Source organism: Microbacterium paraoxydans, from assembly GCF_900105335.1.
GTDB classification, from domain to species: Bacteria; Actinomycetota; Actinomycetes; order Actinomycetales; family Microbacteriaceae; genus Microbacterium; species Microbacterium paraoxydans.
The window spans coordinates 3,478,631-3,490,675 of record NZ_LT629770.1; the positions used below are offsets into that span (position 1 = coordinate 3,478,631).

At 69.6% G+C, this 12,045-nt stretch carries 9 protein-coding genes; 6 read left to right on the forward strand and 3 right to left on the reverse strand.

What is annotated here, in order from left to right; translation table 11 throughout:
• The first annotated feature begins 24 nt into the window (after positions 1 to 24).
• Both BLU02_RS16845 and BLU02_RS16850 read left to right on the forward strand, forming a co-directional pair.
• Positions 25 to 2,169 (forward strand): DEAD/DEAH box helicase, encoded by a 2,145-nt coding sequence (locus BLU02_RS16845; RefSeq protein WP_060922647.1) that lies wholly within the window; start codon positions 25 to 27, stop codon positions 2,167 to 2,169.
• Positions 2,170 to 2,373: 204 nt separating this feature from the next.
• Positions 2,374 to 3,402 carry a 6-phosphofructokinase gene (locus BLU02_RS16850; protein WP_025103187.1) on the forward strand — a complete coding sequence of 343 codons (1,029 nt, stop codon included), beginning with the start codon at positions 2,374 to 2,376 and terminating at the stop codon, positions 3,400 to 3,402.
• 198 nt (positions 3,403 to 3,600) lie between these two features.
• Here the strand turns inward: BLU02_RS16850 and BLU02_RS16855 are convergent, their stop codons facing one another.
• The gene (locus BLU02_RS16855) at positions 3,601 to 4,461 is read right to left on the reverse strand and encodes a DUF559 domain-containing protein (protein ID WP_060922646.1); all 861 of its coding nucleotides are present in this window, start codon (positions 4,459 to 4,461) and stop codon (positions 3,601 to 3,603) included.
• A 177-nt stretch (positions 4,462 to 4,638) separates the two neighbouring features.
• Positions 4,639 to 6,732, reverse strand: a complete 2,094-nt coding sequence (locus tag BLU02_RS16860; RefSeq protein WP_060922645.1) for a S9 family peptidase — start codon at positions 6,730 to 6,732, stop codon at positions 4,639 to 4,641.
• A 154-nt stretch (positions 6,733 to 6,886) separates the two neighbouring features.
• Here BLU02_RS16860 and BLU02_RS16865 point away from each other — a divergent pair, with 154 nt between their 5' ends.
• The 4 genes from BLU02_RS16865 to BLU02_RS16880 are packed head-to-tail and all read left to right on the forward strand — an operon-like array spanning position 6,887 to position 11,076.
• Positions 6,887 to 8,251: an inorganic phosphate transporter gene (locus tag BLU02_RS16865; RefSeq protein ID WP_060922644.1), complete on the forward strand. Its 1,365-nt coding sequence runs from the start codon at positions 6,887 to 6,889 to the stop codon at positions 8,249 to 8,251.
• The gene (locus BLU02_RS16870) at positions 8,248 to 8,583 is read left to right on the forward strand and encodes a hypothetical protein (RefSeq protein ID WP_025103191.1); all 336 of its coding nucleotides are present in this window, start codon (positions 8,248 to 8,250) and stop codon (positions 8,581 to 8,583) included. Before BLU02_RS16865 ends, BLU02_RS16870 begins: the two co-directional genes overlap by 4 nt.
• Positions 8,584 to 8,634: 51 nt before the next feature.
• Complete coding sequence (locus tag BLU02_RS16875) at positions 8,635 to 9,564, forward strand: phosphodiesterase (RefSeq protein WP_060922643.1); 930 nt, start codon at positions 8,635 to 8,637, stop codon at positions 9,562 to 9,564.
• 51 nt (positions 9,565 to 9,615) lie between these two features.
• Positions 9,616 to 11,076 carry an aspartate ammonia-lyase gene (locus BLU02_RS16880; protein WP_025103193.1) on the forward strand — a complete coding sequence of 487 codons (1,461 nt, stop codon included), beginning with the start codon at positions 9,616 to 9,618 and terminating at the stop codon, positions 11,074 to 11,076.
• A 63-nt stretch (positions 11,077 to 11,139) separates the two neighbouring features.
• Here BLU02_RS16880 and BLU02_RS16885 read toward each other — a convergent pair whose 3' ends face one another.
• Positions 11,140 to 12,009 carry a fumarylacetoacetate hydrolase family protein gene (locus BLU02_RS16885; protein ID WP_060922642.1) on the reverse strand — a complete coding sequence of 290 codons (870 nt, stop codon included), beginning with the start codon at positions 12,007 to 12,009 and terminating at the stop codon, positions 11,140 to 11,142.
• Between the last annotated feature and the right edge of the window lie 36 nt (positions 12,010 to 12,045).

The following is a 12,045-nucleotide window of genomic DNA, read 5'->3' on the forward strand; positions in this document are numbered from 1 at the left end:
GAGCCCTTCAGGCTCAGGAGGAGCATGCCGACCACGGCAACCGCCGCCCCGCGGCGTAAGAAGACGTCCCGTCGCGACGACGAGGCACCGCTCATCCCGATCCTCGCGCGCAAGGTGCGCGAGATCGAGGCGAAGTCCCAGCGCGGCAAGCTGGGCCCCACGAACCGCACGAAGTTCCAGGTGATCGCCTTCCTGGTGCGCGAGGAGCGTGCCCGCGTGAAGGCCGATTCCGAGATCACCGACGCGGCCCGCGCCGAGCTGCTCAAGCGCCTCGACGGCGTCGCGACGATCCTCGCGAAGACGGCCGCACGGGACACGTCGCTCATCCAGCTGCTCGAAGCGGACCAGGCCACGTCGCCCGTCGCGAAGCGGATGCGTCGCGACTGGCTGCTCGAGTCCGGCGCGGAGCTCCCGCCAGAGGAGCTCATCATCGCCGACCCGGCGCCCGTGCAGACGCCCGTGGTGCCCGCGGCCATCGCGGAGCGTCAGGTCACCCCGCCCTCGGTGGAGGCCCGTCAGCTCGCCAACCCGTTCCTTGCGCCCGACCTGACCCCGCGACCGGCCAGCACGCCCCGCCGCCGCCTCGACGGCTGGGAGCTCATGGGGCCGCTGTACAAGGCCTTCGAGACCGGCGCGGGCGGTGCCGCGGCCTCGATGGAGCTTCCGCCGGCCCCGGAGTTCGACCACATCTCGCCCAAGGGGCGCGAGGTCATGGTGCACCAGTCCCGTTTCCTCGAGGCTGTGCGCGCCGGGCACCGCAGCTTCCTGCTCGCCGACGAGCCGGGCCTCGGCAAGACGGCGCAGTCGGTGCTCGCGGCCTCGGTCGCCGGCGCCTATCCGCTGCTCGTCGTGGTGCCCAACGTCGTGAAGATGAACTGGGCGCGCGAGGTCGAGCGGTGGACGCCGCAGCGTCGTGCCACGGTCATCCAGGGCGACGGCGACGACATCGACGCCTTCGCCGACGTGTTCATCGTGAACTACGAGATCCTCGACCGTCACATGTCCTGGCTCGCGTCGATCGGCCTGCGCGGCATGGTCGTCGACGAGGCGCACTTCATCAAGAACCTCTCGTCGCAGCGTTCGCAGAACGTGCTGTCGCTCGCGGCACAGGTGCGCGAGCGCACCCCGGGGCACGATCCGCTCATGCTCGCCCTCACGGGTACCCCGCTCATCAACGACGTCGAGGACTTCGACGCCATCTGGCGTTTCCTCGGCTGGACGAACGGGGAGAAGCCCGGACCGGAGCTCATGGAGAAGCTCGACGCGACGGGGCTCACGCCGGCGGACAAGGCCTTCTACCCGGAGGCCCGCGACGCGGTGATCTCGATGGGCATCGTGCGGCGCAAGAAGAAGGATGTCGCCGCCGACCTGCCCGACAAGCTGGTCGCCGATCTGCCGGTGCAGCTCGACGACGAGTTCGGTCGCAGCATCCGCCAGGCCGAGCGCGAACTGGGAGAGCGTCTGGCCGCCCGCTACCGCCGCATCATCGAGGCACGCGGCGACCGCGGTCTCGCGCCCGGAGAGATCGACGACGACATTGTCCGGCTCGTGGCGCAGAACGAGCTCGAGGAGTCGAAGGCCGCCGGTACCGGGGGAGACAACGTCTTCACCATGGTGCGCCGCATCGGTCAGGCGAAGGCCCTCCTCGCGGCCGACTACGCCGCACAGCTGCAGCGGTCGGTCGGCAAGGTCGTGTTCTTCGCGAAGCACATCGACGTCATGGACCAGGCGGAGGCGCACTTCGCCTCGGCCGGCATCCGCGCGGTATCCATTCGCGGTGACCAGACGAACACGGCACGGCAGCAGGCCATCGACGACTTCAACGGCGACCCCGAGGTCGGCATCGCGGTGTGCTCGCTCACGGCGGCCGGCGTCGGGCTCAACCTGCAGGCGGCGTCGAACGTCGTGCTCGCGGAGCTGTCGTGGACGGCGGCCGAGCAGACGCAGGCCATCGACCGCGTGCACCGCATCGGGCAGGACGAGCCGGTCACGGCGTGGCGGATCATCGCCGCCCACACGATCGACACGAAGATCGCGGAGCTCATCGACCAGAAGCAGGGCCTCGCGGCCCGCGCTCTGGACGGCGAGGCGACGGAGGAGACGGGGAGCGAGTCGGTGCAGCTGGCGGCGCTCACGCATCTTCTGCGCGAGGCTCTGGGCGGGCGCTGAGACGCCGTCAAGAACACGGGTTCTTAACGGCGATTCCGAGGCCTTATCCTGCCGGAACGCGAAGTTCGGCGTGATCGCTCGCCGCAGCCGTCAAGATCCCCGATTTTCGACGCGCTCGAATGGCCACGTGAGGGGGCGGCGCGCTAGTGTCGATCGCAGGCACTGTCGCCGCACCCCCATCCCTCGACCTCCGAAGGCAGCAGCATGAAGATCGGCATCCTGACGAGCGGCGGCGACTGCCCCGGACTCAACGCGGTCATCCGCGGCATCGTGCTCAAGGGCACCACGACCTACGACCTCGAGTTCGTCGGCATCCGCGACGGATGGCGCGGCGTCGTCGAGGGCGACTTCATGCCCCTGACGCGGCATGAGGTGAAGGGCCTGTCCAAGGTGGGCGGCACCATCCTCGGCACCAGCCGCACCAACCCCTACGAGGGGGAGCGCGGAGGCGCCGACAACATCGCGAAGACTCTCTACGGGCACAAGATCGACGGCATCGTCGCGATCGGCGGCGAAGGCACCCTCGCCGCGGCGGACCGCCTCGCGAAGGACGGCATCAAGGTGCTCGGTGTTCCGAAGACGATCGACAACGACCTCCGTGCCACGGACTATTCGTTCGGCTTCGATACGGCCGTGAACATCGCCACGGACGCCATGGACCGGCTCCGCACCACGGGAGACTCCCACCAACGCTGCATGGTCGCCGAGGTCATGGGCCGTCACGTCGGCTGGATCGCGCTCCACGCCGGAATGGCCGCGGGCGCGCACGTCATCTGCATCCCCGAGGTGCCGATGTCGCTGGACGAGATCACCGCTCTGGTCACGAGCGCCCACGATCGCGGTCGCGCGCCGCTGGTCGTCGTCTCCGAGGGCTTCAAGCTCGCCGGTATGGACGAGGCCTACAGCGACAAGGGTTTGGATGCGTTCAACCGCCCGCGGCTCGGCGGCATCGGCGACCTGCTCGCCCCCGAGATCGAGCGGATCACGGGCATCGAGACGCGTGCCACGATCCTCGGGCACATCCAGCGCGGCGGCTCGCCGTCGGCGTTCGATCGCGTCCTCGCGACCCGGCTGGGCCTGCACGCCGCGGACGCGATCGTCGACGGCGCCTGGGGGCAGATGGTCGCGATGCAGGGCACCGACATCGTCCGCGTCCCGTTCGCCGATGCTCTCGGTGAGCTGAACACCGTGCCCCGCTACCGCTACGACGAGGCCGCCGCCCTCTTCGGCTGACTTCCGCCCGGCTTCAGGGTCTCGCGCCGCTTCAGGCATCTTGCTGTCTTTCTTGCCTGTTCTCGCGCGAGTGCCTGTGCCCGTCCGCTCGCCTGTTCTCACTGCCTCGCGCGGTGTCAGGCCCTCGCGCGGGTTCAGGCATCGTGCTGTCTTCCATGCCTGTTCTCGCGCGAGGGCCTGGGCTTGCGCTCGGGTCTGCTACCGACCCGTCGCCCGATGGCTTGCGCGATGGAGCCCCTGCGCGAGCGCGGCCAGGACGGTGTCCTCGACATGACTGTCGTCGACCATGACCTGGTGGTAGTCGAATCGCAGGACGGTGTAGCCGCGGAGCGCGAGCCTCGCGTCCGCTGCGAGGTCTCGCCGCCGATCGCCCGCGGCGCTGTGGTGGCGGAAGCCGTCGATCTGGATGGCGAGCCGTTCGCCGATGACACCGTCGAGCGGATGGCCGTCCACCCACACCTGCTGTCGCACGTCGATGCCGATCGCGCGCATCCGTTCGACGAAGACCGTCTCGGGACCGGAGTCCGACCGGCCGCGGACGGTTCGAGCGAGGCGGTCAGCGGCGTGGCACCGCCACCGCACCCGCGCGAGCGTATCCAGCTCCACCGCTCCGTGGCGGATGGCGGACTCCCAGATCGCGCGGGCCTCGACCGGCGGCCGACATCGCGCGACCTGGAAGAGGACATCCAGGACGGGGTCGACCGCCGCTCGCGGATTCACGGGCACAGGCCCCTGCGCGCAGTGCACCTCCACGCCGCCGCGGTCGAATCGAGAAGCGGTACGGGGGAGAGCGACGTGTACGTCCGTGGCCCCGACATCCCACCATCCGGCGAGAGCTGCAGCGCTCACACAGGTGACTCTCCCGCCGACCGAAGCAGCCGCCCGGCGCCGTGGATCGACATCGGGGAGGAGGAGCCACGACCGGCGCACACGCTCGAGCTTGCCTTCCTGCACCGCGCGACGCATCTGGTACTCGGTGAAACCCGCCTCACGTACCCGCGACGAATGCGCCGATCCGCCCTGCTCTCGAACCCAGCCCTCGACCCTCGTGCGTCCCACCCCTCCACCCTGAGCGCTCGCGCCGTACTCTCCATCGCCGCTCTCGGGATGAGGAATCAGCTCGCGAAATCCTCGCCCTGTGCAGGATCAGTCGTTGGATGCGCGAGTGCAGGCCTCCTCGCGAGCTCAGGCAGCGAGAACCACTCGCGCCTGATGCCGCGCGAGTGCCTGATGCCGTCAGGCGAGGTGGAGGGTGTCCAGGAGCCAGGCGAGCTCGAACGCCCGCTCGCGCCAGGAGTTGTACCGTCCGCTCACGCCGCCGTGCCCGGCGACCATCTCGCACTTGAGCAGCACGTCCTCCGCGCCGGCCTCCCGCAGCCGGGCGACCCACTTGGCGGGCTCCACGTAGAGCACGCGGGTGTCGTTCAGCGAGGTCACCGCGAGGATCCGCGGGTACTCCACGCCGTCGCGCACGTTCTCGTACGGCGTGTACGACTTCATGTACGCGTACACCTCCGGGTCGTGCAGCGGGTCGCCCCACTCGTCCCACTCGATCACCGTGAGGGGGAGCGAGGGGTCGAGGATCGTGGTCAACGCGTCGACGAACGGCACAGCCGCGAGGATCCCGGCGAACAGCTCCGGGGCGAGGTTGGCGACCGCGCCCATCAGCAGACCACCCGCGCTGCCGCCCTCCGCGACGAGCTGGGCCGGGGTCGTGGTGCCCTCGTCGACGAGGTGCCGGGCGCAGGCGACGAAGTCCGTGAAGGTGTTCCGCTTGTGCAGGAGCTTGCCCTCCTCGTACCACTGCCGGCCCATCTCGCCGCCGCCGCGCACGTGCGCCACGGCGAAGACGACCCCGCGGTCCAGCTCCGAGAGCCGGGCGACGGAGAAGCCGGGGTCGATCGAGTGCTCGTACGAGCCGTAGCCGTAGAGGTGGACGGGACGTGCGGTCGCACCGGGCTCTCCGAAGGAGCGCTTCCAGACGAGGGAGATCGGCACGCGCGTGCCGTCCTCCGCGGTGGCCCATTCCCGCCGCTGCCCGTAGTCGGCGGGGTCGTAGTCGCCGAGCACCGTCACCTGCTTGCGGAGGACGAGCTCCCGCGTCGCGAGGTCGAGCTCGTAGACCGTGCCTGGGGTGACGAACGACGTGTAGCCGAGACGCAGGAAGGGGGAGTGCCACTCGGGGTTGCCGCTGACGCCCGCCGAGTAGAGGGGCTCGTCGAACCGCAGCTCCTCCACGGCGTCCGTCGCGTAGTCGAGGAGCCCGACCCGTTCGAGGCCCTCGCTGCGGTACTCGACCGTGGCGAAGTCGCGGAACGCGTCCACCCCGAGCAGTCGTCGTCCCGGCTGATGCGCGACGACGACGCGGCGCTCGCCCTGCGGGTCGTCCGCCGCCACGGAGACGAGCTCGAAGTCGAGGGCGTCGTCGTTGTGCAGGATGAGCAGGCGGTCCTCGCCGTCCACGACCGCGTGCTCGAGCGAGTACTCCACGCCCTCCCGCCGCGGCCACACCGTGCGCGGCTCCGCGGTGATGTCGCCCGCGAGGTCGACGAGGTACTCCTCGCTCGTGATGCTGGACCCCACGCCGATCACGAGGTAGCGACGGCTGCGCGTGATCCCGGCGCCGAGCCAGAACTTCTCGTCGGGCTCGTGGAACAGCGTGATGTCGTCCGACACCGGGGTCCCGAGCCGGTGCAGCCACAGAGTGTCCGGACGCCAGGCGTCGTCGCGGGTCGTGTAGAGGATCCCGGTGCCGTCCGGGGTGAAGAACGCGCCCCCGGTGTTCGGGATCTCGTCGTCGAGGGTGACGCCCGTCTCCAGGTCGCGCACACGTACGGTGTAGAGCTCGTCGCCCTCGAAATCGGTCGACCACAGCAGCTTCGTCGCATCGTCGGAGGTGTCGAACGCGCCGAGCGAGAAGAACTCGTGCCCCTCCGCCTCGGCGTTGCCGTCCAGCAGGACGACCTCGCCGGGCACCGGCACCCCCGGCTCGAGCCGCGGGGGCGTCCAGTCGCCTTCGAGAGCGGCGGCGCGGCAGTGGATGCCGTACTGCGCGCCTTCCTCGGTGCGGCTGTAATACCACCAGTCTCCGCGTCGCGTCGGCACGGAGAGGTCGGTCTCCTGGACCCGGCCCTTGATCTCCTGGAACAGCGTCTCCCGCAGATCTGCAAGGTGTGCGGTCTCGGCTTCGGTGTGCGCGTTCTCCGCCTCCAGGTGCGCGATGACCTCGGGGGAGTCCTTGGCTCGCAGCCACTCGTACGGGTCGTCGACCGTGTCGCCGTGGTGTGTGCGGAGGGTGGAACGGCGGGCGGCGATCGGGGCATCAGTCACCGTCCCACGCTATCCCAGGTCGAGTTGACCGGCACGGGGGACGGTGGCAGGATTTACCGGGGCCGGTAAACGGAAGTCAAACCCACGGTGAACTCTTCGTTCGTCACGTCGATCCCGTCGACATCTCCCTCTTCCTCAAGACCGAAAGCGAACGGTGGAAACCGCAGCCCTCATCGTCGTGCTCGTCATCGCGCTGGCACTCTTCTTCGATTTCACGAACGGGTTTCACGACACCGCGAACGCGATGGCGACGCCCATCGCGACCGGAGCGCTCAAGCCCAAGACCGCGGTGCTCCTGGCCGCCCTGCTGAACCTCGTCGGCGCCTTCCTGTCGACGGAGGTGTCCAAGACCATCTCCGGCGGCATCATCCAGGAGGATGCCATCATCGCCGCAGGGGCGGAGTTGTTCCTCTCGCTGATCTTCGCCGGACTCATCGGCGCGATCACCTGGAACATGCTGACCTGGCTGCTCGGCCTCCCGTCCAGCTCCTCCCACGCCCTCTTCGGTGGTCTGATCGGTGCGACGCTCGTGGGCGCCGGCCTCGGCGGCATCGATTTCGGCGCCGTGCTGTCGAAGATCGTCCTCCCCGCTCTCATCGCCCCGATCACCGCCGGGATCATCGCGTACGTCGCGACGAAGATCGCCTACTCGATCACCCGGCGCTACGACGGCAAGCCCGACGGGCGCGACGGCTTCCGCTGGGGTCAGATCTTCACGTCGTCCCTCGTCGCGCTCGCCCACGGGACCAACGACGCACAGAAGACGATGGGCGTCATTACCCTCGCGATGATCACGATCGGCTGGCAGTCCGGTGCGCACCACGAGCCCGAGCTCTGGGTCATCGTCGCCTGTGCGTTCACGATCGCCCTCGGCACGTATCTCGGCGGCTGGCGCATCATCCGTACGCTGGGCAAGGGCCTGACCGACGTGAAGCCGGCTCAGGGCTTCGCGGCCGAGAGCTCGACGGCGGCCACGATCCTCGCCTCCAGCGCCCTCGGCTTCGCCCTCTCCACCACGCAGGTGGCCTCGGGATCGGTCATCGGATCGGGTCTCGGTCGCCGCGGCTCGACGGTCCGCTGGCGGACGGCCGGTCGCATCGGCGTCGGCTGGCTGCTGACCCTGCCCGCGGCCGGAGGGGTCGGCGCCCTGGCGGCGCTGCTCGTCGTCTGGCTCGGTCCCTGGGGTGTGGCCATCGATGCCGTGCTCGCCGTGGTGATCATCCTCGGGCTGTACATGCGTTCCCGGCGCAACGCCGTCACCCCGGCCAACGCCATGAGCGACGTCGCCGAGTCCCACCTCGCGGTCGAGGTCCCGGATACACCGCCGCCCACGCGTCGCCAGCAGCGCATCGCCCAGGCGAAGGCGGAGGCGAAGGCCCGCGCCGAGGCCAAGGAGAAGGCGAAGGCCGAAGCCAAGGACAAGGCGAAGAAGAAGGCCAAGGCCAAGGCCGACGCGAAGGCCGCGAAGACCGGCAGCGTCTCCTCGTCCGACGCGTCGCAGAACGGGGACTCGGCATGAACGTCACGATCGACTGGATCGCCTTTCTGCAGGTGTTCGCTGCCGCGCTCATCGGCGCCGCTGCCATCGTCACCTTCTACGCCCTGGGGCTGCGTCTGCTCGTGCGCAGCGGACGAGCGCCCGTCGTCAGCCCCGCGGAGTTCACCGATGCCATCACGGTGATCTCCGAGAAGGAGCTCAAGCGGGCCGCAAAGCAGGCGGCGAAGGCAGCGAGGAAGAGCCCGCTCACCGAAGGGCAGAAGACCCTCGCCCTCGTGGGCGCCTACGGCTGCTTCGTGCTCTGCGGGGCCGCGGTCATCGCCGGCATCCTGCTCATCGTCGTCGGCCACTGAGCGTCCGGCGCGCCAAGGGGGAGCGTCGGCGCCCGCCCGTAGGCTGAGGGCATGTCCGCACTCAACGGAACGCCCCCGGTCTTCGGCCGGTACGCCCCCGCGTCCCATGTCCTGATCCATGTCAGTGACCCGCACTTCCTGGCCGGCGGTGCCGCGCTGGGGGGACGGTACGACGTCGAGCGCACGTTCGCGCGGACGCTCGAGGCGATCCGCGCCGTGCATCCCGCTCCCGCCGCCATCGTGATCACCGGGGACCTCGCCGACCTCGGCGAGCCGGATGCGTACCGCCGGCTCCGGGCCGCGATCGAGCCGGTCGCCGCCGAGCTCGGCGCTCCCGTGGTCTGGGTCGCGGGCAACCACGACGAGCGCCCGGCGCTGCGCGAAGCGCTCCTCGACGGCGAGCCCACCGAAGAGCCGGTCACCGGGGTCTGGGATATCGACGGGCTGCGGCTCGTGGCCCTCGACACGAGCGTCCCGGGATGGCACCACGGCGACCTCGACCCGGCGCAGCTCGCGTGGCTGGCCGACGTCCTCGCGGAGCCCGCGCCGCACGGCACGATCCTGGCTATGCATCACCCGCCGCTGCCCAGCCATCTGCCGCTATTCGACATCCTCGAGCTCCGTCATCAGGACGAGCTCGCCGCCGTCATCCGCGGCACCGACGTGCGCGGCATCCTCGCCGGCCACCTGCATTACTCCGCACACGGTCTGTTCGCCGGTGTCCCGGTGAGCGTGGCATCCGCCACCTGCTACACGATGAACGTCGCCCGTCCGGCGGCGGAGGTGAACGGCATGGACGCCGCCCAGGCGTTCCAGCTCGTGCACGTGCGGCCGGAGACCCTCACGCACACGGTCGTCCCCGTGGTCGACGCGCCGACCGACGACTACTTCTCGGAGGAGTGGATCGCGCGGATGGCGGCGCTGGCCCCGGAGGAGCGCCTGGAGGTGTTCTCCCGGAAAACCCCGCAGGGACCGGCGTAGACTGGTCGCATCCCCCACTTTTCCGTTCGCCACGACCCACGAGGATGTGACATGGCTTCTGCCGCGCCCGCCCATACCCGCACCGAGACCGATTCGCTGGGGAGCATGGAGATTCCCGCCGACGCGTACTGGGGGATCCACACCGCCCGCGCCGATGCGAACTTCCCGATCACGAAGCGCCCCATCTCGGTCTATCCCGAACTGGTGATCGCCCTCGCGATGGTGAAGCAGGCCAGCGCCAGGGCCAACAAGGAGATCGGCGTCCTCGACGCCGAGCGGGCCGACCTCATCGACCGCGCGGCACAGCGCGTCATCGACGGCGAGTTCCACGACCAGTTCACGGTCGGCGTCATCCAGGGCGGCGCCGGCACGTCGACGAACATGAACGCGAACGAGGTCATCACCAACATCGCGCTGGAGATGGCCGGACGCGAGAAGGGCGACTACGCCTTCCTCTCTCCGATCGACCACACGAACCGCAGCCAGTCCACAAACGACGTGTACCCGACCGCGGTCAAGATCGGCCTCTCGCTGACGCTGCGCTCGCTGCTCGACGAGCTGGACGCCCTGCGCGTGGCCTTCCTCGGCAAGGCGGGGGAGTTCCACGACATCCTCAAGGTCGGCCGCACCCAGCTCCAGGACGCCGTGCCCATGACGCTCGGCCAGGAGTTCCACGGCTTCGCCACGACCCTGGGCGAGGACCACAGCCGCCTCACCGAGAACGCCTCGCTCATGTTCGAGATCAACATGGGCGCGACCGCGATCGGCACCGGCATCACGACCCACCCCGATTACGCGCCCGCCGTGCTGAAGCACCTGCGCGAGATCACCGGGCTCGACCTCGAGACGGCCACCGACCTCGTCGAGTCCACGAGCGACACGGGCGCCTTCATGTCGTTCTCCTCGTCGCTCAAGCGGAACGCCATCAAGCTCTCGAAGATCTGCAACGACCTGCGCCTGCTGTCGTCGGGTCCGCAGGCGGGCCTGGGCGAGATCAACCTTCCCGCACGGCAGGCCGGCTCCAGCATCATGCCGGGCAAGGTCAACCCGGTGATCCCGGAGGTCGTGAACCAGGTGGCGTTCGCGGTCGTCGGCGCCGACATGACCGTGACCATGGCCGTCGAGGGCGGTCAGCTCCAGCTCAACGCCTTCGAGCCCGTCATCGCGCACTCGATCTTCCAGTCGATCACCTGGATGCGTCAGGCCATGTGGACGCTGCGCGTGAACTGTGTCGAGGGCATCACCGCCAACCGTGACCGTCTGGGCGCGATGGTCGGCGCGTCGGTCGGCGTCATCACGGCGCTCACGCCCTTCATCGGCTACGCAGCGGCCGCCGCCCTGGCCAAGACGGCCCTGCTGACCAACCGCAACGTCGCCGACCTGGTGGTCGAGGCCGGACTCATGTCGCGCGACGAGGTCACCAAGCAGCTCTCTCCCGCCCGTCTCTCGGGTCTGGAGGCGGTCACGGCGGCCATCCCGATCGTCACCCCGGACGACCTCATCCAGATCTGAGCGTCGGCCGGATATGCGAAGGGGACGGGAGCTCGAAGCTCCCGTCCCCTTCGCGTATCCGGGTCAGTCGAGGATGCGGCAGTGCGTCGTGAGCTCGCCGATCCCGTCGATGCCGACCGTGACGGTCGAGCGGTCGCGGAGGAAGATCTGCGGGTCGCGCGAGTAGCCGGCACCGCCGGGGCTGCCCGTGGAGATCAGGGTGCCGGGGAGCAGGGTGAGCGACTGGGAGAGGTGGGCGATGAGCTTCGCCACCGAGCGCACCATCTGGTCGGTGCTGGCGTCCTGCACGGTGTGTCCGTCCACGACGGTCCAGATGTGGAGGTCCTGCGGGTCGGCGATCTCGTCGGCGGTCACCGCGAAGGGCCCGGTGGGGGTGAAGCCGTCGAACGACTTGCAGCGGGACCACTGCGCCTCGGAGAACTGGATGTTCCGCGCGGTGATGTCGTTGACCACCGTGTAGCCCCACACGTGCGTCAGGGCATCGGCTTCCGGGACGTCCTTCGCGGGGGTGCCGATGAGCACGCCCAGCTCGGCCTCGTAGTCGACGGCCTCGCTGAGACTCCGGGGCCAGGACGTGGTCTGGTCGTGACCGGTCAGCGAGTTCGGCCACAGCGTGAACACGGTCGGTGCGGCGTCGGTCTTGAGTCCGAGCTCGCTGGAGTGCGCGGCGTAGTTGAGGCCGACGGCGAGCACGGCCGGCGGCGCGATCACGGCGGAGGCGAACCCCCAGCCGGTCAGCGGGTGGCGCGGGGCCGTGCCGCCGCGCAGGGCGGCGCGGAGCTCGTCGAGTCCGGCGTCTCCTCGCTCGATCAGCTGCTGCAGGGTGGCAGGCGCGTCGGACAGGAGATCGGAGACGAGGATGGCGTCCGAGTCCTCCACCACGGCGAGAACCGCCTGGGAGGAGTCTGGACGGCGCAGGTGAGCGAACCGCATGGTTCTACGCTACCGGGTGCGTGCGGCCGGTCGGGT

Bases quoted from the DNA above. Each gene is read 5' to 3' on its own strand.
- BLU02_RS16880 (WP_025103193.1), top strand. From the start codon at position 9,616: ATGGCTTCTGCCGCGCCCGCCCATACCCGCACCGAGACCGATTCGCTG.
- BLU02_RS16845 (WP_060922647.1), top strand. From the start codon at position 25: ATGCCGACCACGGCAACCGCCGCCCCGCGGCGTAAGAAGACGTCCCGT.
- BLU02_RS16870 (WP_025103191.1), top strand. From the start codon at position 8,248: ATGAACGTCACGATCGACTGGATCGCCTTTCTGCAGGTGTTCGCTGCC.
- BLU02_RS16885 (WP_060922642.1), bottom strand. From the start codon at position 12,009: ATGCGGTTCGCTCACCTGCGCCGTCCAGACTCCTCCCAGGCGGTTCTC.
- BLU02_RS16850 (WP_025103187.1), top strand. From the start codon at position 2,374: ATGAAGATCGGCATCCTGACGAGCGGCGGCGACTGCCCCGGACTCAAC.
- BLU02_RS16875 (WP_060922643.1), top strand. From the start codon at position 8,635: ATGTCCGCACTCAACGGAACGCCCCCGGTCTTCGGCCGGTACGCCCCC.